This window comes from Musicola keenii (assembly GCF_014855505.1).
GTDB classification, from domain to species: domain Bacteria; phylum Pseudomonadota; class Gammaproteobacteria; order Enterobacterales; family Enterobacteriaceae; genus Musicola; species Musicola paradisiaca.
Window position 1 is genome coordinate 476,817 of record NZ_JAAWVW010000001.1, and the last position, 23,677, is coordinate 500,493.

Genomic DNA, 23,677 nt, shown 5'->3' on the forward strand with positions numbered 1-23,677 from the left:
GGAGGGGAATGATGTTGCAGCCACCGAAGATTCTGCTGCTGTTTGCCCATCCTGAATCACAGGATTCGATCGCGAATAAGCTGTTACTGCAATCTGCCCGGCCTTTGGGGCATGTCACTGTGCACGACCTCTACGCGCAGTATCCGGACTTCTTTATCGATATTCACTACGAACAACAACTGTTGCGCGAGCATCAGGTGATCGTGTTTCAGCACCCGCTGTATACCTATAGTTGCCCGGCGCTGCTCAAAGAGTGGTTCGATCGCGTGTTGACTCGCGGTTTTGCCAACGGCGTGGGCGGCAACGCGCTGGCGGGGAAATACTGGCGTTCAGTGATCACCACCGGTGAGCCGGAGAGCGCTTACCATCCATCCGGCGTGAACCGTTTTACGCTGTCTGACGCATTAGTGCCGTTCGAAATGACCGCTGCCATGTGCCATATGCACTGGTTGTCGCCGCTGGTCATCTACTGGGCCCGACGTTTACCGCGCGATGTGTTGGTGGAACACGCCAGGGCCTATGGTGACTGGCTGATGTCACCTTTACCGCAGGGAGATCGTTAATCATGGAGTCGTCAGCCGTATTAAGCGCGATCGTTCTGTTTCTGTTCGCCGCCGTATTGGCGGTGCCGGTAGCCAGTCGCCTCGGCATCGGCGCGGTGCTGGGGTACCTGATGGCCGGGATCGCCATCGGGCCGTGGGGGTTGGGGTTTATTCGCGATGTGGAAGCTATCCTGCATTTCTCCGAAATGGGGGTGGTATTTCTGATGTTTATCATCGGGCTGGAGCTGGAGCCCGCCAAGCTGTGGCGTTTGCGGCGTTCCATTTTCGGTACCGGCGCCACGCAGGTAGTGCTTAGCGCGGCGGTGTTGGGCGGCGTGTTGTATGTCAACCAGTTTTCCTGGCAGGCGGCGCTGATCGGCGGTATCGGTCTGGCGATGTCCTCCACTGCGATTGCGTTACAACTGATGCGTGAAAAGAGCATGCACCGCGGTGAATCGGGGCAACTGGGTTTCTCCGTGTTGCTGTTTCAGGATTTGGCGGTGATCCCGGCGTTGGCGTTGATCCCGGTATTGGCTGGCGTGCAGGGCGAATTGGGGGACTGGCGGCAGATAGCCTTCAAGGTGGCGGCGTTTGCCGGCATGCTGGTGGGCGGCCGTTATCTGGTGCGTCCGTTATTTCGGTTTATCGCCGCTTCTGGGGTACGGGAAGTGTTTACTGCCGCCGCGCTGCTGTTGGTGCTGGGTTCGGCAATGTTCATGGAAGCGCTGGGTCTGTCGATGGCGTTGGGGACTTTTCTGGCTGGCGTGTTGCTGGCGGAAAGTGAATATCGTCACGAGCTGGAAATCGCCATTGAGCCCTTCAAGGGGCTGCTGCTGGGGCTGTTTTTTATCTCGGTGGGCATGTCGCTCAATCTTGGGGTGCTGTACGCCAATATTTTGCTGGTACTGACCGCGGTGGTGATCCTGGTGGTGGTGAAAGGGGCGATTCTCTACCTGCTGGCGCGTATGTATGGGTTGCGCTCTTCTGAGCGGATGCAGTTTGCCGGTGTACTGAGCCAGGGTGGCGAGTTCGCCTTTGTGCTGTTTTCCGCGGCGGCGGCCCATAAAGTCTTGAAAGGCAATCAGTTGCCGTTGCTGTTGGTGACAGTCACGCTGTCGATGATGGTGACGCCCTTGTTGATGCAGGTGATCGATCGGATCTTGAAGCGCCGCTTCAACCATCAGGAAGAGCACGATGATGAGGCCCATTATGTGGAGGACGATAAACCACAGGTAATCGTCGTGGGATTCGGTCGTTTCGGGCAAGTCGTCGCCCGCCTGCTGATGGCGAACAAGATGCGCATTACCGTACTTGATCGGGATATCAGCGCAGTGCGGCTGATGCGAGCATATGGTTATAAGGTGTATTACGGTGATGCGACACAACTGGAGTTGCTACGTGCAGCCGGCGCAGAGCAGGCGGAATCGCTGGTTATTACGTGCAGCGATCCGGAACATTCAATGACCATCGTGCGCCTTTGCCAACAGCATTTTCCGCACCTGACCATTCTGGCGCGTGCCCGGGGGCGTGTGGAAGCGCACGAGCTGCTGCAGGCCGGCGTGACCCAGTTCACGCGCGAGACATTCTCCAGCGCCCTGGAGCTTGGGCGTAAGACGCTGATTTCGCTTGGTGTGCACCCTCATCAGGCTTACCGTGCCCAACAGCACTTTCGACGGTTGGATATGCGTATGTTGCGTGAACTGATGCCCCAACATATGGGCGATGTTTCGCAGATTTCCCGTGTTAAGGAAGCACGACGCGAGCTGGAAGATATTTTCGAACGCGAGATGCAACGCGAACGCTGGCGCCCGGATGACTGGGATGAGTATTAAGCCGTGTTTCGCCCCGTGCGAAACCGGGCTGAAGTAGACAAAGGCGGATTGTGATATGCGAAAACGTTTTATCGCCGGGGCGGTGTGTCCCCAGTGCCACTCGCAGGATACGCTGGCTGTGGGCCGGGAAGACGAGCAGGACGTGGTGGTGTGTGTGCGTTGCGGCTACCGTCAGCGTCAGCCTGAGGCCGGTCAGAAACCGGAAGAGGCGGCTTCCGATCGGCTGATCGGGATTTTCCGTCCGCAGTAAGCGTCGCCTGTGCGACAGTCCGCGTGATTTTTTACCCCGGACAGTACATGGGCGTATTTTTCCGCTACAATTTGCGCCAAATCGATTTCCAACGCTAGGAGATATCATGAAAGTAGCAAAAGACCTGGTGGTCAGCCTGGCCTATCAGGTACGTACAGAAGATGGTGTATTAGTTGATGAGTCTCCGGTGAGCGCACCGTTGGACTATCTGCATGGTCATGGCTCGCTGATTTCCGGCCTGGAAAAGGCGCTGGAAGGCCGTGATGTCGGCGAACGTTTCGATGTGAGCGTCGGCGCGAACGACGCCTACGGCGAATATGATGAAAATATGGTACAGCGCGTACCGAAAGACGTCTTCATGGGCGTGGACGAACTGCAGGTAGGCATGCGTTTTCTGGCGGAAACCGACCAAGGGCCGGTACCGGTGGAAATCACTGAAGTTCAGGATGAACACGTTGTGGTTGACGGCAACCACATGCTGGCCGGCCAGAACCTGAAATTCAACGTGGAAGTCGTGGCGATTCGCGAAGCGACCGAAGAAGAGCTGGCCCATGGCCACGTTCATGGTGCTCACGACCACGATCACGACGGCTGCTGCGGCGGTCATGGCGACCACGATGGTTGCTGCGGTGGCCATGACCATGACCACGGTCATGAACATGGCAAAGGCGGTTGCGGCGGTAATGGCGGCTGTGGTTGCCACTGATTGCCCGACATCGCAACGTATGAAAAAGGCCGCATTCGCGGCCTTTTTTGTGTCTCCGGTACGGCCGAAATCACTCTTTTCCCATCAGCATTGCATCCTGCGGCGCGTTGTCGCGCTGGCTGCGGGTCATCAGGAAGTAACTGTAACCCGCCAGCATCAGCACGATGAACAGGCCGCCGATCACCGGGTTAAACCACAGCATGGCTAACAGGCACACGACGGACAGCACCAGTGCGATAGCCGGGATGATGGGATAGCCCGGTGCGTAAAAGGTGCGATGCAGACCCGGTTCGGTACGGCGCAGGCGGAACAGGCTCAGCATACTCATCAGATACATGACGTTGGCGCCGAATACCGCCATGGTGATCATCGCGGCGGTCAGACTGAGTCCCTGTAGGTTGATCCAGCTATCGCTGAAGATAGTGGCGATACCGATGACGCCGCCGGTGAGAATGGCGCGATGCGGCGTCTGGAAGCGGGACAGTTTCGCCAGCCCGGCGGGCAGATAGCCGGCGCGGGCCAGCGCAAAGAACTGGCGGGAATAGCCGAGGATGATGCCGTGGAAACTGGCGATCAGCCCGAACAGCCCGATCCACACCAGCATGTGCATCCAGCCGGAGTTTTCACCTACCACCGCTTTCATCGCCTGCGGCAGCGGATCGTTGATGTTGGACAAGGTGCGCCAGTCACCCACACCGCCCGCCATGATCATCACCCCGAGCGCCAGCACCACCAGTGTAATGATGCCGCTGATGTAGGCTTTGGGAATGGTGCGTTGCGGATCTTTGGCTTCCTCGGCCGCCATAGCAGCTCCTTCAATCGCCAGAAAGAACCAGATGGCGAAAGGAATGGCGGCGAAGATGCCGGAAATGGCTGGGCTGTCGAAGCTATCGCTGCCGGCCCAGCCGTTGGCCACAAAGTGGCTGATGCTGAAGCCCGGCGCCACCACGCCCATAAACACCAGCAGTTCGATCACCGCCAGCACGGTGACAAACAGCTCGAACATCGCCGCCAGCCTCACTCCCAGAATATTCAACGTCATGAAGATCACATAGGCGCCAGCGGCGGCGTAACGCGGATCCAACGACGGATATTGCACGTTGAGGTATGCGCCGATGGCCATGGCGATCGACGGCGGTGCGAACACGAACTCGATCAACGTCGCCATGCCGGCAATCAGGCCGCCGGTTTCGCCGAAGGCGCGGCGGCTATAGGCGAACGGACCGCCAGCGTGAGGAATGGCGGTGGTCAGCTCGGTAAAACTGAAAATAAAACAGGTATACATGGCGGCGATGATCAGTGTGGTGATCAGAAAACCAAGCGTGCCGGCGACGCCCCAGCCATAGCTCCAGCCAAAATATTCGCCGGAAATGACCAGGCCGACGGCAATGCCCCACAAATGAAGCGTACCTAGGGTGGGTTTCAACTGCATTGTCATGACTGTCTCCCATACAAAAGGTGGGTCAGAAGCGTAAGCATCCATGTAACCCATTGTTTAAGTTTAAAAAACACGCTTTTCTTTTGACTCTTCTGCGACGGGACACGCCCGGTACTTCCGCAAGGTTCCGATAATGCCGCCGGGATAAGGCTGGAGACTTGACATCTGCGCGGTGATTTTTGCGTCCTGCGGTCAAACCGTATGCCGTGCCTGCCGGGATGTCGTGCGCGGTCAACTCCCGGTTTTGTGACGTCAAGCGCGGTTTAGGCCGCCGTTTCATGCTGAGGGACAGTGAGGTACTTCTTCGTAATTGAGTTCAGGATTGAGACGACACTATGGCAGAACAGTACGATACGCTTGACAACACCACGCTGGAGCATCTGGCCGGGATGGCGATGAAACGCTATCCGCCCGCGTTACAGGGCAAACTGACCCTGTTGTGCCGTTCGGAAAACGCGACCTACCGTCTGGAGGCGGGCGGTAAACGCTATGCGATGCGTATTCACCGTCCGGGATATCACCAGTGCGAGGAGATTGCCTGCGAACTGCAGTGGCTTACCGCGTTGCGTGAAGAGGGAATTATGGTGCCGGAGCCGTTGCGCGGGCTGGACGGCGAAACCGTGCAACGGGTGACGCTGGCGGACGGTACACAGCGTAACGTGGTGCTGTTCCACTGGATTGACGGTGAAATGCCCACCACGGAGGTGGACGCCGGCGCCTTTGAACAGTTGGGGATGATTACCGCGCGCCTGCACCAACATAGCCGCCGCTGGACGCAACCGGCCGGTTTTCGCCGAATCATCTGGGATCATGACACCATGGTGGGGCAGGAAAGTCACTGGGGCCGCTGGCAGGATGCGCCGAATTTGTCCGTGTCCGATCACGGCGTCATCGAGGAAACGCTGCAACAGGTGGGCGACGCCGTTGCTGTCTATGGGAAAGACAGCCAGCGTTACGGTCTGATTCATGCCGATCTGCGGTTGACCAACCTGCTATTGCACCGGGGTGAAACCCGGGTGATCGATTTTGACGATTGCGGATTTGGCTGGTATTTGCACGATCTGGCTGCCGCGATCAGCTTTGTCGAACATCATCCCAGCGCGCCAGCCTGGGTGGACGGGTGGCTCAACGGCTATCAGCGCGTATGTTCCCTGAATGATGCCGATCTGGCGGTCATTCCGTCGTTGCTGATCCAGCGCCGGATCCAACTGATGGCCTGGGTCGGCTCTCACCGCCAGACGGAACAGGCTGTCAGTCTGGGAGAACAGTGGAGCGCGCATACCGTTCGGTTATGCCAGCGTTATCTCGAAAGGCGGGCGTTGCCCGTCGGCGCCTGAATCGCCGGTTGTGCACCACTTCAGCGCACCACTGTCCCGCAGTGGTGCTTTTTTGTTTTTATGATTCTTGAAAATCAATGTGTTGTGAGTGGTATGGAACTTGCTAGCTTTTGCTATTCCGTTGATTGTGTGAGGCAGGGATCATGGAAACCACGTCTTTTCGACTTCCACCGATGGCGGATCTTTCCATCGGGCATCGCGGTATCCTGGCGGCGGCTGCATCCGGCCTGGCTGGGTTCATCGGCGAGAAGGGCGGCGACGCCGACCGTATTCTCGGCGTCAGCGGCGTCGACCCTGAACTGTTGACCTGCCCGACCCTCAGTCTGGGATTGGTCAATTACTGCCGGGTGTTGGAGGAAGCGGCCCGCTATTCGGATTGCAATAATTTCGGTTTGCACTACGGCAGGCAGTTCAAGCCGCAGGCGCTCGGGTTGATAGGCTATGTTGGGTTATGCAGTGCCACTCTGGAGCAGGCATTGCATAACGTAGTCAATGCCTTTCCTCTTCATCAGCATGACACCCTGATTCGCCTGGTGGACAAAGGGGACTGCTGGCGTTTCGACTATCAGGTGCGGCACGGCGCAATTCTGCACTGCCGTCAGGATGCCGAGCTGACGTTGGGGATGATCCTCAACCTGATTCGCCATGCGGCGGGCAAGTCCTGGGCGCCGAGAGAGGTACATTTTGAGCATCCTCGTCCGGAACAGTGGCATGAGCACTGCAAAGTGTTCGATGCGCCAGTTTATTTCGATCAACCGTTTAATTCATTGTTGATACCTAAGCGCGATCTGCTGAGGGCCATGCCGGATCACGATCCATTGCTGCAATTGTTGGTTCAGGATGCGCTGCGTCAGTTGAATGGCGATGTGCATCAGCAGAGCGTGGTGGATATGGCGCGTGCCCGCTTGCGTCAGATATTGCCGCAAGGGGAGCCTTCGCTGGATGAGGTGGCGGAAAATATCGGCCTGTCCAGCTGGTCGCTGCAACGCCGGTTGAAAGAGGAGGGTATCAACTTTACCCAGCTGGTGGAGAAGGTGCGGTGTGAGATGGCGACCCATTATCTCCAGCAACGCCAGCTTTCTATCTCTGAAATGGCGTTTCTGCTGGGGTACTCCGAAGTCAGCGCGTTTTCCCGCGCATTTCGCCGTTGGTTCGGCATCAGCCCGCGGCAGTGGCGCAAGGCGTGATGCCCGTGCCCGGCGCGGGCGGGGGAGAGTCAGTAGTGCGGCGGCGGCGTTTCTTCGGATTGCGAGGCGATCATGGATGTCGACGCCGCCTGTAGTTTTTCCACCAGCATACGCAGTTGCTCCCGCAGGCGGGTCATTTCCAGCTCGTGCTGCACCACCGTCTGGTTGAGCTCGTCAATAGTGAGTTCCTGAAACGCCAGGCGGCTTTCCAGTCGTTCAATTCGCTGTTCCAGCTGTTGTTGCGACATCCTGAATACCTCTCTTCATTTTTACCGCCAGAGTTTGTCAGAAAGCGTAAATTTCTGGTAGCAAAACCGGTCTGTATGAGGCGCGATCACGGATTTCTCCCTATAATGCCGACAGTCGTTGTATTGTCTTTGTGCGCGACTTTATAGTAGCTGTCGGAATGTCAATGCTTGCCGGAGAACATTGCTCCGGATGTTGGAGAGATGGATGAAATCACTGTTTAAAGTCACTTTGTTGGCAACGGCCATGACCCTGGCTCTGAATACCGGCGCGATGGCTGAAGAAGCCGCAAAACCTGTCGCTGCTGCCACGGATGCCGCGAAAGCGCCAGCTGCACAATTTAAGAGCGATGAAGAGGCTGCGGCCTACGCTCTGGGCGCCTCTCTGGGGCGTTATATGGATAATTCTCTGAAAGAACAAGAAAAACTCGGCATCAAGCTGGACAAACAACTGCTGATTCAAGGGGTTCAGGATGCGTTTGCAGATAAGAGCAAGCTGTCCGACGAAGATATCGAAAAGACCCTGCAATCGTTTGAAGGCCGCGTGAAAGAAGCGGCACAGGCCAAGATGAAGCAGGACGCCAAGGACAATGCGGATAAAGGCACCAAGTTCCGTGATGAATTCGCTAAAGACAAAGGCGTGAAGAAAACCGAATCCGGCCTGCTGTATCAGGTGGATAAAGAAGGTACCGGCGCAGCGCCGAAAGACAGCGATACCGTGGTTGTAAACTATAAAGGTACGCTGGTGGACGGCACTGAGTTCGATAACTCCTACAAACGCGGCGAGCCGTTGTCCTTCCGTTTGGATGGCGTGATCCCGGGCTGGACCGAAGGCCTGAAGCATGTGAAGAAAGGCGGCAAGATCAAGCTGGTTATCCCGCCGTCACTGGCTTACGGTGAATCCGGCGTTCCGGGCATTCCAGCCAACTCCACACTGGTGTTTGATGTTGAGTTGCTGGATATCAAGTCCGATACGGCGAACAAGGCGGCTGATGCCAAAGGTGAAAAACCGGCTGACGCCAAAGCCAAGAAAAGCGCCCAGTAATTAGCCTGGACGTTGGAACAAAACCGCAGGAAAGTCTGCGGTTTTTTTATGGCAGGGATTCCGCCCGTTATTCTGCGGGCTGACGTTAGTGTCGTTGAAAAAAACACGCGATATGGCTGATGCTCGTCATCTGACAGCATGTTCTTGTCCATGGCCCAACACGCGCAGCGTATCGCAATGCGATCAGAGGTCGGCGTGGTGCCCGCCTATTTCCATGCCGGCGGCGAGGACAAGCGCATCGGCAATGCTTTCCACCTGCTCTTTGTTCAGCATTGACGTGCTGACGCGAATAAACTGTGCACTGCCGCAACGGCAACGCTCGCCCGGCAAGACGGCGATGCCGCGTGCGGCCAGAGTAATCATGGCGAACTGTTCGGATTCGACCGGAAGATAAATGCTCAGTCCGTCGCGGTCGGGCAGGAGCATGCCGCGCTGGGCCAGTGCGTTCAGCAGCTGGCGGCGGCGATCGGCGTAGCAGTCGCGGGCCCGTTGCAGTTTGCGTTGGGTTGCCGGGTCAGTCAGCATCCAGGCGACGGCATCCTGCAGAATGCGGCTGGTCCAGCTGGCGCCGAAGTTACGAAACGATTGCAGACGTTTGACCAGCGATTCCGGGCCGGACAGTACCGCTAGCCGTAAATCAGGGCCGTAGGCTTTGGAAAACGAGCGGACGTGCAGTGTTCTTTCCGGATAGTAACGCCCGAGGCTCCAGACCGGCCAGGCGGACAGTTCGCCGATGCCGTCGTCTTCTACCACCAGGGTGGCGCTATCGGCAAGCAGGCGCGCCAGTTCGGCGCTGCGGCTTTCGCTGACGGTATGCCCGGCGGCGGAGTGGGTGCGCGGTTGGTAGATAAACATGACCGGCGATTTCTTCAACTGCATTTCCAGGATCTCGGGCTGTGGCCCTTGCTCGTCGCAGGCCAATGGCAGCAACTCGGCGCCGACGTTATCCAGCATATCCAGCAGCCGGGTCGCGGTGGGATCCTCAATCATGACTTTGTCGCCCGGCGACACCAGTGTCTGGATGATGAGGTTCATGGCGTCGAAGCCGCCGTCGGTAGCCATGAACGCCTGTGCCTGAAACGGCCAGTGCGGTGCCAGCGCCTGACGCAACGTCGGCGTGATCAGATCGCGTTGATAGCTGTTCAACTTGCTGGAGCGAACCCCCTGTTGCATGGCCTCCTGTAAATCGGGCAGTAATTGCGGATCCGGGCATGCCATCGCCAGATCAGCCTGAATACCATTGCCGTAATTACCGATCTTCTCGAAGCGTACCGGTCGGGGCGTGGCGTGATCGCCACAAACCCAGACACCGCTGCGCCCTTTCCCCGCGATTGTTTTTTGCCGTTTTAACTGCCCCCAGGCGGCGGAAATTGTCGCCGGGCTAACACCCAGGCGTTCAGCCAGCTCCCGCACTGCGGGGAGTTGAGTGCCGATAGGAATGCGCCCTTCGCGAATCAAGGTGGCGGTAATCTGAGCGATCCCTTTGGTCGAGGCATCATCAATCTGTTCTGCCAACCAGGCTGAATCCAGTGTTTTTTTCATAAGAAAAAACTTTGTTCAGTAACAAATAAATTATTGTACAGATAATGCTATCGCCATAGTATCAAATTCAAGCGTTATTTGGATGCAAAACGATCTGCTTAGATGTGGGTTGTGCGCAACACCGGGAAAGTAAGGAAAAAATATAATGATAACAATCAGACTGGCAGTTCGGGATTGGGACTATTTCACGCCACTGGCGCTCGGCGACGTCAGGTCGGAAAGATTCCACATCGAGGTACACCGGGTGAATACGTTGGTGGACGATCTGGCCACCAGCGAGCATTACGATGCCGGTGAAGTGTCTTTTAGCCGTTATGCGCAGGCACGTGCCAAAGGTGATACGTCATTGCTGGGCGTACCCCATTTTCTGATGCGGGGGTTTCGTCAGCGTTGCATTATCACCACCGCAGATAATCCCGTTACCTCGCTGGAGCAGTTGAAAGGCGGGCGCATCGGTGTGACCGGTTGGCAGGATTCCGGCAATACCTGGACGCGCGCCTTGCTGCGGGAAGTCGGCGTGGGTATTGAGGATGTGCACTGGTATGCAGGGCGACTGACGGAGGATCATCCTATTGTCGATCGGCTGGGGCGGTTTGGCCGTCCCGGTCGTATTGAAGCTGCGCCGGGTGAGCGTCCGCTGATCGAATTGCTGCACGCCGGCGAGTTGGACGCCGTCTTCACCCCGTTCATGCCGCAGGGGTTCTTCTTGCCGGAGTCCGGGTTACGTCAGGTACAGGCTGATTTCCGTCAAGCCGAACTGGCCTATTTTCGCCGCGTAGGCTATGTGCCGGGTATTCATATGTTGGGTATCAAACCGGCGTTGGTCGAATCGCTGCCGTGGCTGCCGGGGGAGCTGAGCCAGCTTATTGAGCAGTCCGCCCGGGTTTGGCAGCAGAAGCGTGAGAAGTATGCGGACACCACGCCATGGCTGTTGGACGATCTGCGTCGCACCGCGCAGGATCTGCCGGCTAACTGGAATGACAATGGTTTTGACGCCAATCGCAAAATGATTGCCGATTTCGCCCGTGAACTCTATGAGCAAGAGATCACCGCTACATTGCTGACGCCGGAAGTCATATTTCCGGCCTTTGCCTCTCAGGGAGCCTAAAACATGAAAGTCGCCATGGGACAGTTTGCCGTCAGTCGTGAATGGCAGGAAAACGCCGACATCTGTTTGTCGCTGATGGCCCGTTCGCTTGAGGCCGGCGCCGATCTACTGGTGATGCCGGAAGGCGTTCTGGCGCGCGATATCGCCGATCCGGATTTGGTGCTGAAAGCGGCGCAACCGTTGGATGGCCCGTTCGTCAGCCAGCTGTTGGCGGCCAGCCGCGGTAATAAGCTGACGACCATGATGAGCGTGCATGTGCCGACGGAGAACCATCGCGCGTTGAATGTGCTGATTGCCATCCGTGATGGCGAGATTGTCGCCCGCTACGACAAATTGCATCTTTACGACGCCTTCTCTATGCAGGAGTCGCAACGAGTGACGCCAGGCGATGTGGTGCCGCCGTTGGTGGATGTCGCAGGGATGAAAGTGGGATTGATGACCTGTTATGACGTGCGTTTCCCTGAACTGGCTCGCCGGCTGGTGCTGGATGGCGCCGATGTGTTGGTGCTGCCGGCCGCCTGGGTAAAAGGGCCGCTTAAAGAGATGCACTGGGACGTATTGGTCACTGCTCGCGCGCTGGAGAATACCTGTTATATGGTGGCGGTCGGTGAATGCGGGCCGCGCAATATTGGTAATAGTATGGTGGTGGATCCGCTGGGCGTGTCTATCGCTAAAGCTGCTGAAGGTTCGGCGTTGGTGATTGCTGAGCTTGATCCGGCACGTATCGCCTCGGCGCGTGATGCGTTGCCGGTGTTGAAGAATCGTCGTTTTGCTCGTCCTGAATTAAACACCCAATAATAGACAGGGAGATATTTATGATGAAGAAGAGTGCCTACGCACTGGCTTTGGCTCTGGGAATGGTGACTGGCGTCGGCTATGCCGCCGAAAGTATTCCGGTACAGAAGATGGATCAGGCGTTGCACGATCGTCTGCCGGACGATATCAAACAAGCCGGGAAAATCGTTGCGGTTAATAACGGTTCTTTCCCTCCGTATGAAATTGTCAAAAGCCCGACCGAGATGGATGGCGCCAGCGCCGATCTGGCCGAAGCGGTGGGACAATTGCTGGGGGTCAAGATTGAACATGCGACGGTAAGCGGTCTGTCCGGGGTGCTGGCGGGGATTAAGTCCGGCCGGTATCAGATGGCGATTGGCCCGGTGGGGGATTACCCGGATCGTCAAAAAGAGAATGACTTCATCGACTACGTACAGGAGTTCGTGGTGTTTGCCGTGCAGAAAGGCAATCCACAAAAAATTAATGGGTTGGATGACACCTGTGGCAAGAGTATCGCGGTGATGGCTGGCGGTTCCGCCGAGCAGGTGATCCGCAAACAGTCTCAAATCTGTACCGATGCCGGGAAACCCGCTGTCACCGTGCAATCGTTTACGGATCAGCCTTCGTCGATTTTGGCCGTAAGATCCAAGCGCTCTGATGCATTTTTCTCTTCTCAGGCTCCGCTGGTGTATTTTGTGGATCAGGCCAACGGCCAGCTTGAACTGACCGCCGTCGGCAAGAAAAACGGTTTCGGCGATATTTTCCAGGGCTCGGTGGTGCCGAAGGATTCGCAACTGGGGAAAGTGCTGCTGGACGCCTATAAGGAACTGTTCAAGAACGGGACTTACGCCGCCATCATGAAAAAGTGGAAGCTGGACAATAACACTATCGCCGAACCGGGAGTGAATCTGGCGAAGGGGGCGGCAAAATGATTGACGACGCCACGGATTCTCGAACCAGCGAAAATGCTGATGTAAAAGCGCGTGACGTGGCGTTTGCCCACAGCGCGCCGCGCTATGGGCGTCTGGTTTCCTGGATTGTGGTTTCGCTGGTCGCCGCCGACTTCTTTTGGCTGGTGGCGACCAACCCCAACTTTGAATGGCAAGTGGTGGTGCAGTGGTTTACCGAAGGTTCAGTGATGAAAGGGCTGGAGGTCACGCTGGGGCTGACGGTTATCGCCATGCTGCTCGGCGTTGCGCTGGGGTTGCTGTTGGCGGTGGCCCGCTTGTCGGACAACCGCTTGCTGAGTGGGTTGTCCGGTTTGTATATCTGGTTCTTCCGGGGCACGCCGCTGCTGGTACAACTGATTTTCTGGTACAACCTGTCCACGCTGTTTCCGACCATTTCGTTGGCGATCCCCATTACTGGCCCAACGTTCATCAGCTGGAAAACCAATGACCTGATTACGCCGCTGACTGCTGCTATCGCCGGTTTGGCGTTGAACGAGGCAGCTTACATGGCAGAAATTATCCGCGCCGGGCTGCTGTCGGTCGATCAAGGGCAGATAGAAACCACGCAGGCGTTCGGTATGAGCCGGGTGCGGGCGCTGCGTCGCATTATTATTCCCCAGGCGATGCGCGCCATTATCCCGCCGACCGGCAACCAGTTAATCAGCATGATCAAAGCGACCTCACTGGTCAGCGTCATCGCGATGGGCGACCTGCTGTATTCGGTGCAGGCCATCTATAACCGAACCTTCGAAATTATTCCGATGTTGATGGTGGCGGTGATCTGGTATCTGCTGATTACCTCGATACTGAATGTCGGCCAGTCGGCGATCGAACGTTATTATGCCCGTGGCTCACGCCGCACGGTGTCGGTCGGCAAGCGGCGACAAACGTCGGGCCTGGAACAGGAGCGCGTGTCTGCCGCGGCTGGGCAGCCCTGGATGAAGAAGGAGGAGGCATGAGCGATATCACGCCGTTGGTACGTGCCCGCAATGTCCAGAAAAGCTATGGCGATAATGATGTCCTGAAAGGGATCGATCTGGATGTTTATCCAGGTGAAGTCGTGGTGATTCTGGGGCCTTCCGGTTCGGGTAAATCGACGTTTTTACGTTGTATCAATCACCTGGAGGATATGGACGCCGGTTCGATCATGGTGGGGGAAGAACAGATTGGTTACGAACTGAAACACGGCCGCCTGCATCGTTTGTCGCCCCGCCGTATCGCACGGCAGCGCCAGGAGATCGGCATGGTGTTTCAGCAGTTCAATCTGTATCCCCATATGACCGTGCTGCAGAATATTATCGAGGCGCCGATCGGCGTGCATAAACAGCCCAGAGAGGAAGCGGTTCGTTATGCGAAAGAACTGCTAACTACCGTTGGGCTGAGCGATAAGGTTGACGCCTGGCCTCGCCATTTGTCCGGCGGCCAGCAGCAACGGGTGGCGATCGCCCGCGCGCTGGCAGTCAAACCGCGGTTGATGCTGTTTGACGAACCGACGTCGGCGCTCGATCCGGAGCTGGTGGGGGAGGTTCTGGCCACCATGCGCACGTTGGCGGAGCAGGGACTGACGATGATCGTCGTTACCCATGAAATTGGTTTCGCCAGGGAAGCGGCCGATCGAGTGGTATTTATGGACGGGGGTGTGGTGGTGGAGCAAGGCAGCGCTGAAGCGGTGCTGAGTAATCCTCGTCACCCGCGTACTCAGGCGTTCCTTAGTCGTTTTATTTGACCGGGATATCGGTTGATTCCGAGTGTGTCCACTTCCGGCCTGTTGATAGCGTTGCTCAAGACAATATCGGCAGGCCGGAAGTTCTTCCGCGTTGGCTGGCCGCACTCACCGTCATTTGGCGTGGCCCGGCCCAGAGTCAGACATGCGTAGGCAGCACCACGCGGGCGCAGGTGCCGCTGCAATCCTTCCTGTTTTCAAGAAAGAATTCGCCGTGGTGCAGTTGGACGATACGAGTGACGATGCTCAAGCCCAACCCGATCCCACCGTAGCGCGTGTCCATGCGGACAAACGCTTTGGTCAGTTCGCCTACCTGGGCCTCGTCAATGCCGGGGCCTTCATCTTCGACCCGCAATTCGCAGCTATCGTTGTCAGGATGCATGATCCGTACCCGGATGGTGCTGCTTTCCGGGCTATAGCGATAAGCGTTTTCCACCAGATTTCGCAGTAGCAGTTGGAGCAGGGTTGTATTGCCCGGTACCGTTCCCTCCGCGGTGTCCCATTGCCAGTCAAGCTGCTGATGCCGTAGCGCCGCCATTTCCAGCAGTTCCTCCTGTTTGGGCGTAATCACATCGTTGACCAGCGATACGTTGTCGTAATGCCCGGCGGCAAGCGCGTTTCCGACTCTGGCCAGCAACAGAAGCTGTTCGATGACTTTGGTCAGGTAGTCGACGCGCTTTATCAGCGGTTGGCAGTCGATATGGTGTAATTGTTCGTGCAGTTCCAGGCTCAACCGGACGCCGGCCAGCGGGGTGCGCAGTTCGTGCGCAACGTTCGAGGCGAATTGCCGGTCGCGGCGTAAGGATTCGCTGAAACGGACAAAAAGCTGGTTCATGCTGGTGATGACCGCAGCGATTTCGGTGACATCGCTGCGCTGTTTTAGCGGCTCCAGATTCTCTGACGACCGTTGTTGCAACTCATCCTGTAACGTTAGCAATGGCTGGGTGATGCGGTTGATGGCATGGGTACTCATAACCAGCGCGGCGATGATCATCACCAGACTGGGGATGGTCAGCGAAGCGATGGCTTCATTGATTTCTAGCTGAATATCATTGTTGTGGTCTTCCGCCGTCAGCGTTTGTTCAACCAGGAGTTCAATTTGTTCTTCGCTTTCGTGCCACAGCCAGACCACGCTTAAGACTTGGCAAACCAGCAGGATGCTGCCTAGTGTCAGAATCAGCCGGGTTCTGATACTGGCGGTGTGTCCTTCTGAGACAGTGGTCATTGTTGGTCATCCTTGGTTAACAGATAACCGAAGCCGCGCAGGGTCTTGATACGGTTTTTACCGATTTTTTGGCGCAGATTGTGTATGTGGACTTCCAGCGAGTTGGAAGAAGGATCGTCATCCCAGTTGTAGATGTCCTGATGCAGTACCTCGCGATGTACTTGCGTGCCGGCCTTCAGAATCAGCCGGGACAGAATGGCGAACTCTTTCGGAGTGAGAATAATCGGTTTGCGGTCGAGCATCACCTGCTGGCTGTTCAGGTCGAGCGTAATGTTGTCGACCTGAATCAGGTTTTCGCTGGAGCCCTGATGGCGACGGATCAGGGCGCGAATCCGCGCCAGCAGTTCCGAGAGCGCAAAGGGTTTGATCATGTAATCGTCTGCACCGATGTTGAGGCCGGTGACTCGTTCGTCCACCGTATCGCGCGCGGTGAGGATCAGCACCGGCTGAGAATGTTGATTGTTGCGCCAGCGCGTCAGCAATGTCAGGCCGTCGCCATCCGGCAGCCCCAGGTCAAGCACAATAAGGCTGTAGTGGGCACTGTTGATCAGCGCATCGGCCTCTTTGGCGGTGGTGGCGCAATCACAGATGTAACCCTCGTTGCGCATCGCCTGCAGTAATCCTTCCTGTAACAATGCATCGTCTTCAACAATCAAAAGTTTCATGAATGGCCCCGACACGGTTGGAGAATATCAAGCCGGCCCTGATATTCGGTAGTCTCGATGTCAAACATCCCCAGAACGGTATGAAACAGGTTGTCCTGAGAAAAGCGCTGCTGGCTGGCGTTACTCCGCATGCAGGTATCATTGATAGAAAACTGTTGCTGGTAGTCACTGGACAGCCACATCAACATGGGAACATGGGTCTGTTGTTCGGGGGCTACCGAATACGGCATGCTGTGCAGGTAAACCCCGTTTTCTCCCAGCGATTCGCCATGGTCGGAAAGATAGACCAGCGCAGTGTTAAATTTATCCTGATGCGTTTTCAGCGTGTTTATCGCCTTATCAACAATATAGTCTACGTAAAGCACGGTATTGTCGTAGGTGTTGATTAATTCTTCCTGCGAACAGGTCTGGATTTGATTAGTGTCACAGGTTGGCATGAATTTTCGGAATGCGTCTGGATAGCGTTGGTAATAAGTCGGCCCGTGGCTGCCCATGGTGTGCAGAACGATAATGCCGTCGCTGTTCAACTGGTTGATGTGGTTTTCCAGCCCATCGAACAGGATGTCGTCGTAGCAGTCGCCACCGCTGCACAGCCCCGGCGTATTCAATTTGGTAACGTCGCGGTTGGGAACACGATCGCAGGCGCCTTTGCAGCCTCCGTCGTTCTCCTGCCACAGCACATTAACCCCCGCATGTTGCAGAATATCGAGCAACCCTTCCTGATGGCTGGCGAGTTGTTCGTCGTAGCCAGAGCGCGGCATATTGGAAAACATGCAAGGAACCGATACACCGGTAGACGTGCCGCAAGAGGACGTCTGCCCGAAGTAGATGACGTTGTCTTTGGTCAACAGGGGGTTGGTGGGCCTGGCATAGCCACCCAGTGAAAAATTACCGGCCCGGGATGTTTCTCCGACGATAAGGACGAGCAGGTTCTTTTTCGCTGCATTGGCCGCCGCCGGTTTTTGATGTGCGTCCAGACCGATTTGTACCAGCGGCAGGTTGGCTTCTGCGCGATGTTTATAGTAGGAAATATTCGCCAAAATCAAGTTGCTGGGCGTGAGGGATTTCACCAGCTCTTTATTATTGCGCATCAGCGAGGCGTAATCTTTGTAGAAAAAGGTGGCGACCAGCAGGATAGCGATAACCGAAACCATGACGCTAAAGAGGCGAGCGCCGACAGTAAGCCAGGTCAGCGATGCCGGTTTTATCCGGATCCACAGCGCGAGCAGAGCGGGAAGTACGCCGGTCAGCAGCAGCCAGATAATATATTGCGGCGTCACCAGCGCCATGGACTCTGCCAGATTGGTTTCAAAGATATTTTGCATCATGGTGCGATCAATAATAATGCCGTAGCTGATCATGAAATATTGGGCGGCAGCCCCGGCAATCAACAATATCGCCAGTACGCCCTGACGCAGCCAGGGCAGACAGAGCAGCGTCAGCAGAATATTCAGCACAGCGAAGATGACAATCGGCATGGTCATGACGAAAACCACTTCACGCCAAGAGTCGATGGCGACCAAATGCATAACCTGGCGATAATAAGCGATGTTCTGTATGGCAGTGATAAAGGCAGTGAACACCAGATTGTAGGTGAGGCTGCTCCAGGTGGGACGAGAGAAAGAGAAAGGTAATTTACGCATTACGACCATGACATCCATGCAAAAAAAGAAAATTGTAGAGCATTTTTGGGGAGCATAAATTAAGTCAACCTTAAGAAATGTATACCTGCGCGGTAAAATCATCCGCCATGAAATAAAGGGACGACGTCAGGCTTCTTTGTTAGACTGGCAGGCCTGTCGGGACGATTGATTATGATGACGTTGAGGGTGGTGTCTGCCATGTCTACTTCGCTTGTTAACGGCGAATCCGGTGATCTTGATATGCTGGATGAACGTCCGTTTACGCAAACGGATTACGAAATCCTGAAATCCTATGAGGCGGTGGTCGATGGTCTGGCGATGCTGATCGGCGATCATTGCGAGATTGTGTTGCATTCGCTTGATGACCTGAAGTGTTCGGCAATTCGTATCGCTAATGGTGAACACACTGGCCGTAAGATCGGTTCGCCAATTACCGATTTGGCGCTGCGTATGCTGCATGATATGGCGGGGGAGGACAGTAGCGTTTCAAAAGCCTATTTCACCCGAGCTAAAAGCGGCGTACTGATGAAATCGGTCACAATTGCCATTCGTAACCGCGAGCAACGTGTGATTGGGCTGTTGTGCATCAATATGAATCTGGATGTGCCTTTTTCGCAGATCATGCAGACCTTTATGCCACCGGAAATCAAGGAAGTGGCTTCGTCAGTTAATTTTGCCTCCTCGGTGGATGATCTGGTCGCTCAGACGCTGGAGTTCACTATCGAAGAGGTCAATGCCGACCGTAATGTGTCCAACAATGCCAAGAACCGGCAAATTGTGCTGAACCTTTACGAAAAAGGTATTTTCGATATCAAGGATGCCATTAATCAGGTTGCCGATCGCCTGAACATTTCTAAGCACACGGTTTACCTCTATATCCGCCAATTCAAAAGCGGTGATTTCAGCGGGCACGACCGCTGATGCTGAGCTATTGTCTGCTGGTCACCGGCCCTGCCTATGGCACCCAGCAGGCCAGTAGCGCTTTTCAGTTTGCACAAGCGTTGCTGGCGTCGGGGCATGTATTGCAAAGCGTTTTTTTCTATCGAGAAGGTGTGTTGAATGCCAATCAACTCACTTCCCCGGCCAATGATGAGTTTGATCTCGTGCGAGCCTGGCGACAACTAGCCCGCGAACATTCGGTGGCGTTGAATGTGTGTGTGGCGGCGGCGCTGCGGCGCGGTATCACCGATCGTCAACAGGCGGATCAACTGCGACTTCCCGCAGATAATCTGCAGCCGGGGTTTGTGTTGAGCGGGTTGGGCGAGTTGTCGCAATCGGTGCTGACCTGCGATCGTGTCGTCCAGTTCTGACCAGAAGAGGCCCTCTGACGATGAAGCGTGTTGCATTCGTTTTTACCCAACCTCCCCACGGTAGCGCTGCAGGACGAGAAGGCCTGGATGCATTGCTGGCGATGTCGGCGTTGACGGACGAGATAGGCGTGTTCTTTATTTCGGACGGTGTGTTGCAACTGTTGCCGCATCAACAGCCGGATCTCATTCTGATGCGCAACTACATCGCCACATTTGGTGTTCTGCCATTGTATGATGTCGAGCGTTGTTATCTCTGCCGTTCATCGCTGCAACGGCGTGGAATTCCGGAAGATACCAATTGGGTGCTGGACGTGGAATTACTGGCGCCGGACGCCTGGCGCTCCGCATTGAATACCTATGATGCCGTGTTGACATTCTAAGGGCCTGACATGTTGCATACGTTCTCTCACTCCCCCTACCAAACCGATATCGATGCCTTGCTGGACAGCCTGGGTGCTGGTGATGCGCTGCTGTTGTTGCAGGATGGCGTGATCGCGGCGCTTGGCGCGGCATCGGTTTTGTCCCGATTACAGCAGTCTGGCGCGCGAGTTTATGCGTTGCAGTCTGATATTGACGCGCGTGGTTTAGGGAACCAAATTTCAACTGAAATTCAGCTCATCGACTATACTGAATTTGTGCAATTAACTGTTAAACACGCCCGGCAACTGGCTTGGTAATTCCATTTTTGTATATTTCTTGACTCCTTATCCGGCCAGCCCTAAAATTCTGCGTCCCTATATTCCGCCTTTGGGCTGATATGGGTCGATTTATTACGTGTTTACGAAGCAAAATGCAAAAAACCAGGAGTTTTTAATGGCAACAATTAACCAGCTGGTACGCAAACCACGCGCCAGGAAGGTTGCTAAGAGCAACGTTCCTGCGCTGGAAGCTTGCCCGCAGAAACGTGGCGTATGTACTCGCGTATATACCACCACTCCGAAAAAACCGAACTCTGCACTGCGTAAAGTATGTCGTGTTCGTTTAACCAACGGTTTTGAAGTTACCTCCTATATCGGTGGTGAAGGTCATAACCTGCAGGAGCACTCCGTGATCCTGATCCGTGGCGGTCGTGTTAAAGACTTGCCAGGTGTGCGTTACCACACTGTACGTGGCGCGCTGGACTGCTCTGGTGTTAAAGACCGTAAGCAATCCCGTTCCAAATATGGCGTGAAGAAGCCCAAGGCTTAATGGTTCTCCGTTAAGTAAGGCCAAACGTTTTAACTTTAATGTCAAACTAAACTCGTAGAGTTTTGGACAATCCTGAATTAACAACGGAGTATTTCCATGCCACGTCGTCGCGTCATCGGTCAGCGTAAAATTCTGCCGGATCCGAAGTTCGGATCAGAACTGCTGGCTAAATTTGTCAATATCCTGATGGTAGATGGTAAAAAATCTACTGCAGAAACAATCGTCTATACCGCGCTGGAGACCCTGGCTCAGCGTTCTGGTAAAGACCACCTGGAAGCCTTTGAAGCAGCGCTGGACAACGTGCGCCCGACTGTCGAAGTTAAGTCGCGCCGTGTTGGTGGTTCTACTTATCAGGTTCCAGTTGAAGTTCGTCCGGTTCGTCGCAATGCTCTGGCTATGCGTTGGATCGTTGAAGCTGCTCGTAAACGCGGTGATAAATCCATGGCTTTGCGCCTGGCGAACGAACTTTCTGATGCAGCAGACAACAAAGGTACTGCTGTGAAGAAACGTGAAGACGTTCACCGTATGGCTGAAGCCAACAAGGCGTTCGCTCACTACCGCTGGTAATCCCTGCGTAGACGTTAATAACCCGGCGGGCGCTTCAAAGCTGACCGCCCGGGTTTACTACTTTGAACGCCCTAGGAATAGAGGAAACAAATGGCTCGTACAACACCCATTGCGCGCTATCGTAATATCGGTATCAGCGCACACATCGACGCCGGTAAGACCACTACTACTGAACGTATTCTGTTCTACACCGGTGTGAACCACAAAATCGGTGAAGTTCATGATGGCGCTGCCACTATGGACTGGATGGAGCAGGAACAGGAGCGTGGTATCACCATTACCTCCGCTGCGACCACCGCCTTCTGGTCTGGTATGGCTAAGCAGTATGAACCGCACCGTATCAACATCATCGACACCCCGGGGCACGTTGACTTCACTATCGAAGTAGAACGTTCCATGCGTGTGTTGGATGGCGCAGTCATGGTTTACTGTGCGGTAGGTGGTGTTCAGCCGCAGTCTGAAACCGTATGGCGTCAGGCAAACAAATATAAAGTTCCGCGTATTGCGTTCGTTAACAAAATGGACCGTATGGGCGCGAACTTCCTGAAAGTTGTTGATCAGATTAAAGTGCGCTTGGGTGCGAACCCGGTTCCGTTGCAGTTGGCTATCGGCGCAGAAGAAAACTTCACCGGTGTGGTTGACCTGGTGAAAATGAAAGCTATCAACTGGAATGAAGCTGATCAGGGCGTTACCTTCACTTATGAAGATATTCCTGCTGATATGCAGGATCTGGCCGCTGAATGGCACCAGAATTTGATCGAGTCTGCCGCAGAAGCTTCTGAAGAGCTGATGGAGAAATATCTGGGTGGTGAGGAACTGACTGAAGCTGAAATCAAAGGTGCTTTGCGTCAGCGTGTTCTGAACAATGAAATCATCCTGGTAACCTGTGGTTCTGCGTTCAAGAACAAGGGTGTACAGGCAATGCTGGACGCCGTCATCGATTACCTGCCGGCTCCGACTGACGTACCGGCAATCAACGGTATGCTGGACGACGGTAAAGATACGCCGGCTGAGCGTCACGCTAGCGATGATGAGCCTTTCTCTGCATTGGCGTTCAAAATCGCAACCGACCCGTTTGTGGGTAACCTGACGTTCTTCCGCGTGTACTCTGGTGTGGTTAATTCCGGTGATACCGTACTGAACTCAGTAAAATCTGAGCGTGAGCGTTTTGGCCGTATCGTTCAGATGCACGCCAACAAGCGTGAAGAGATCAAAGAAGTTCGTGCGGGCGATATCGCAGCTGCTATCGGTCTGAAAGACGTGATTACCGGTGATACCCTGTGTGACCCGGACAACCCGATCATTCTGGAACGTATGGAATTCCCGGAACCGGTTATCTCTATCGCGGTAGAACCGAAAACCAAAGCTGACCAAGAGAAAATGGGTCTGGCTCTGGGCCGTCTGGCGAAAGAAGACCCGTCTTTCCGCGTGTGGACTGACGAAGAATCTAACCAGACCATCATCGCGGGTATGGGTGAGCTGCACCTCGACATCATCGTTGACCGTATGAAGCGTGAATTCAACGTGGAAGCAAACGTGGGTAAACCGCAGGTTGCTTACCGTGAAGCGATTCGCTCTAAAGTTACCGATATTGAAGGTAAACATGCCAAGCAGTCTGGTGGTCGTGGTCAGTATGGTCATGTCGTTATCGATATGTATCCGCTGGAGCCGGGCTCAAACCCGAAAGGTTATGAGTTCGTCAACGATATCAAAGGTGGTGTGATTCCTGGGGAATACATCCCAGCCGTTGATAAAGGCATCCAGGAACAACTGAAAGCCGGTCCGCTGGCTGGCTTCCCGGTGGTTGATCTCGGCGTGCGTCTGCACTTCGGTTCTTACCATGACGTTGACTCCTCTGAACTGGCGTTTAAACTGGCCGCGTCTCTCGCCTTTAAAGCCGCGTTCAGTAAAGCGAATCCTGTTCTGCTTGAGCCGATCATGAAGGTTGAAGTAGAAACGCCGGAAGAGAACACTGGCGACGTCATCGGTGACCTGAGCCGCCGTCGTGGTATGCTGCGTGGTCAAGAATCCAACGTTACTGGCGTTGTGATTCACGCTGAAGTTCCGTTGTCTGAAATGTTCGGATACGCAACTCAGCTGCGTTCTCTGACCAAAGGTCGTGCTTCTTACTCCATGGAGTTCCTGAAGTACGATGATGCGCCGAACAACGTTGCCCAGGCCGTTATTGAAGCCCGTGGTAAGTAATTCGGGTTTAACAACACATTGATCCCGTGCTCTCTCCGTCAGGAAAGAGCATTTGAGTAAGGAATATAGCCGTGTCTAAAGAAAAATTTGAACGTACAAAGCCGCACGTTAACGTCGGTACTATCGGCCACGTTGACCATGGTAAAACAACGCTGACCGCTGCCATCACCACTGTTCTGGCTAAAACCTACGGTG

The 23,677-nt window shown here is 55.1% G+C and carries 26 protein-coding genes; 20 read left to right on the forward strand and 6 right to left on the reverse strand.

Features of this window, described 5'->3' with window-relative positions; genetic code table 11:
- Positions 1-11: 11 nt before the first annotated feature.
- The 4 genes from kefG (at position 12) to slyD (ending at position 3,330) form a co-directional block, all read left to right on the forward strand.
- Positions 12-563 (forward strand): glutathione-regulated potassium-efflux system ancillary protein KefG, encoded by a 552-nt coding sequence (kefG, locus tag HEP82_RS02145; RefSeq protein WP_192456612.1) that lies wholly within the window; start codon positions 12-14, stop codon positions 561-563.
- 2 nt (positions 564-565) lie between these two features.
- Positions 566-2,374: a glutathione-regulated potassium-efflux system protein KefB gene (gene kefB / locus HEP82_RS02150; RefSeq protein WP_192456574.1), complete on the forward strand. Its 1,809-nt coding sequence runs from the start codon at positions 566-568 to the stop codon at positions 2,372-2,374.
- 55 nt (positions 2,375-2,429) lie between these two features.
- Complete coding sequence (locus HEP82_RS02155; protein ID WP_012764015.1) at positions 2,430-2,624, forward strand: YheV family putative zinc ribbon protein; 195 nt, start codon at positions 2,430-2,432, stop codon at positions 2,622-2,624.
- Between the two features lie 106 nt (positions 2,625-2,730).
- Complete coding sequence (slyD, locus tag HEP82_RS02160) at positions 2,731-3,330, forward strand: peptidylprolyl isomerase (RefSeq protein ID WP_192456575.1); 600 nt, start codon at positions 2,731-2,733, stop codon at positions 3,328-3,330.
- A 70-nt stretch (positions 3,331-3,400) separates the two neighbouring features.
- Here slyD and eat read toward each other — a convergent pair whose 3' ends face one another.
- On the reverse strand, positions 3,401-4,768 hold the full coding sequence (gene eat / locus HEP82_RS02165) for an ethanolamine permease (RefSeq protein ID WP_192456576.1): 1,368 nt from the start codon (positions 4,766-4,768) through the stop codon (positions 3,401-3,403).
- Positions 4,769-5,103: 335 nt separating this feature from the next.
- Here eat and HEP82_RS02170 point away from each other — a divergent pair, with 335 nt between their 5' ends.
- Both HEP82_RS02170 and qhpR read left to right on the forward strand, forming a co-directional pair.
- Entirely contained in the window at positions 5,104-6,105 is a 1,002-nt protein-coding gene (locus tag HEP82_RS02170) for a phosphotransferase enzyme family protein (RefSeq protein ID WP_192456577.1), read from the forward strand.
- 143 nt (positions 6,106-6,248) lie between these two features.
- Positions 6,249-7,292, forward strand: coding sequence for an AraC-like transcriptional regulator QhpR (gene qhpR / locus HEP82_RS02175; protein ID WP_192456578.1), 1,044 nt, complete (start codon positions 6,249-6,251; stop codon positions 7,290-7,292).
- 29 nt (positions 7,293-7,321) lie between these two features.
- On the opposite strand, the gene HEP82_RS02180 is transcribed toward qhpR, so the two are convergent.
- The gene (locus HEP82_RS02180; protein WP_192456579.1) at positions 7,322-7,540 is read right to left on the reverse strand and encodes a SlyX family protein; all 219 of its coding nucleotides are present in this window, start codon (positions 7,538-7,540) and stop codon (positions 7,322-7,324) included.
- A 205-nt stretch (positions 7,541-7,745) separates the two neighbouring features.
- Here HEP82_RS02180 and fkpA point away from each other — a divergent pair, with 205 nt between their 5' ends.
- Positions 7,746-8,582, forward strand: a complete 837-nt coding sequence (gene fkpA, locus HEP82_RS02185; RefSeq protein ID WP_012764021.1) for an FKBP-type peptidyl-prolyl cis-trans isomerase — start codon at positions 7,746-7,748, stop codon at positions 8,580-8,582.
- Between the two features lie 183 nt (positions 8,583-8,765).
- On the opposite strand, the gene HEP82_RS02190 is transcribed toward fkpA, so the two are convergent.
- Positions 8,766-10,124 carry an aminotransferase-like domain-containing protein gene (locus tag HEP82_RS02190; protein ID WP_192456580.1) on the reverse strand — a complete coding sequence of 453 codons (1,359 nt, stop codon included), beginning with the start codon at positions 10,122-10,124 and terminating at the stop codon, positions 8,766-8,768.
- A 145-nt stretch (positions 10,125-10,269) separates the two neighbouring features.
- Here HEP82_RS02190 and HEP82_RS02195 point away from each other — a divergent pair, with 145 nt between their 5' ends.
- From HEP82_RS02195 to HEP82_RS02215, 5 genes are read left to right on the forward strand one after another with little or no spacing between them, the layout of a single operon-like run.
- A complete protein-coding gene (locus tag HEP82_RS02195) occupies positions 10,270-11,232 on the forward strand; it encodes a substrate-binding domain-containing protein (protein ID WP_192456581.1) in 963 nt (320 codons plus the stop codon).
- Positions 11,233-11,235: 3 nt separating this feature from the next.
- Positions 11,236-12,030: a deaminated glutathione amidase gene (locus HEP82_RS02200; protein WP_192456582.1), complete on the forward strand. Its 795-nt coding sequence runs from the start codon at positions 11,236-11,238 to the stop codon at positions 12,028-12,030.
- Between the two features lie 20 nt (positions 12,031-12,050).
- A complete protein-coding gene (locus HEP82_RS02205) occupies positions 12,051-12,938 on the forward strand; it encodes an ABC transporter substrate-binding protein (protein WP_192456613.1) in 888 nt (295 codons plus the stop codon).
- Positions 12,935-13,915: an amino acid ABC transporter permease gene (locus HEP82_RS02210; protein WP_192456583.1), complete on the forward strand. Its 981-nt coding sequence runs from the start codon at positions 12,935-12,937 to the stop codon at positions 13,913-13,915. Before HEP82_RS02205 ends, HEP82_RS02210 begins: the two co-directional genes overlap by 4 nt.
- Entirely contained in the window at positions 13,912-14,682 is a 771-nt protein-coding gene (locus HEP82_RS02215) for an amino acid ABC transporter ATP-binding protein (protein ID WP_192456584.1), read from the forward strand. The genes HEP82_RS02210 and HEP82_RS02215 overlap by 4 nt, the downstream gene beginning before the upstream one ends.
- A 136-nt stretch (positions 14,683-14,818) precedes the next feature.
- Here HEP82_RS02215 and pmrB read toward each other — a convergent pair whose 3' ends face one another.
- The 3 genes from pmrB to eptA are packed head-to-tail and all read right to left on the reverse strand — an operon-like array spanning position 14,819 to position 18,212.
- Entirely contained in the window at positions 14,819-15,904 is a 1,086-nt protein-coding gene (gene pmrB, locus HEP82_RS02220) for a two-component system sensor histidine kinase PmrB (protein ID WP_192456585.1), read from the reverse strand.
- Positions 15,901-16,569 carry a two-component system response regulator PmrA gene (gene pmrA / locus HEP82_RS02225; RefSeq protein ID WP_192456586.1) on the reverse strand — a complete coding sequence of 223 codons (669 nt, stop codon included), beginning with the start codon at positions 16,567-16,569 and terminating at the stop codon, positions 15,901-15,903. The genes pmrB and pmrA overlap by 4 nt, the downstream gene beginning before the upstream one ends.
- Positions 16,566-18,212: a phosphoethanolamine transferase EptA gene (eptA, locus tag HEP82_RS02230; RefSeq protein ID WP_192456587.1), complete on the reverse strand. Its 1,647-nt coding sequence runs from the start codon at positions 18,210-18,212 to the stop codon at positions 16,566-16,568. The genes pmrA and eptA overlap by 4 nt, the downstream gene beginning before the upstream one ends.
- Before the next feature lie 198 nt (positions 18,213-18,410).
- Between eptA and HEP82_RS02235 the strand changes: the two genes are divergently transcribed.
- The 8 genes from HEP82_RS02235 to HEP82_RS02270 form a co-directional block, all read left to right on the forward strand.
- Positions 18,411-19,133 carry a helix-turn-helix transcriptional regulator gene (locus tag HEP82_RS02235; RefSeq protein ID WP_023638110.1) on the forward strand — a complete coding sequence of 241 codons (723 nt, stop codon included), beginning with the start codon at positions 18,411-18,413 and terminating at the stop codon, positions 19,131-19,133.
- The gene (gene tusD / locus HEP82_RS02240; RefSeq protein WP_192456588.1) at positions 19,133-19,522 is read left to right on the forward strand and encodes a sulfurtransferase complex subunit TusD; all 390 of its coding nucleotides are present in this window, start codon (positions 19,133-19,135) and stop codon (positions 19,520-19,522) included. Before HEP82_RS02235 ends, tusD begins: the two co-directional genes overlap by 1 nt.
- A 20-nt stretch (positions 19,523-19,542) precedes the next feature.
- The gene (gene tusC, locus HEP82_RS02245) at positions 19,543-19,902 is read left to right on the forward strand and encodes a sulfurtransferase complex subunit TusC (RefSeq protein ID WP_192456589.1); all 360 of its coding nucleotides are present in this window, start codon (positions 19,543-19,545) and stop codon (positions 19,900-19,902) included.
- A gap of 9 nt (positions 19,903-19,911) precedes the next feature.
- Positions 19,912-20,199, forward strand: coding sequence for a sulfurtransferase complex subunit TusB (gene tusB, locus HEP82_RS02250; RefSeq protein ID WP_192456590.1), 288 nt, complete (start codon positions 19,912-19,914; stop codon positions 20,197-20,199).
- Positions 20,200-20,335: 136 nt separating this feature from the next.
- Positions 20,336-20,710, forward strand: coding sequence for a 30S ribosomal protein S12 (gene rpsL / locus HEP82_RS02255; protein WP_012764034.1), 375 nt, complete (start codon positions 20,336-20,338; stop codon positions 20,708-20,710).
- A gap of 96 nt (positions 20,711-20,806) precedes the next feature.
- Entirely contained in the window at positions 20,807-21,277 is a 471-nt protein-coding gene (gene rpsG / locus HEP82_RS02260; protein WP_012764035.1) for a 30S ribosomal protein S7, read from the forward strand.
- 90 nt (positions 21,278-21,367) lie between these two features.
- Positions 21,368-23,482, forward strand: a complete 2,115-nt coding sequence (gene fusA, locus HEP82_RS02265) for an elongation factor G (protein WP_192456591.1) — start codon at positions 21,368-21,370, stop codon at positions 23,480-23,482.
- Positions 23,483-23,553: 71 nt separating this feature from the next.
- On the forward strand, positions 23,554-23,677 hold a 124-nt coding region (locus HEP82_RS02270), incomplete at its 3' end, for a GTP-binding protein (protein ID WP_004202223.1).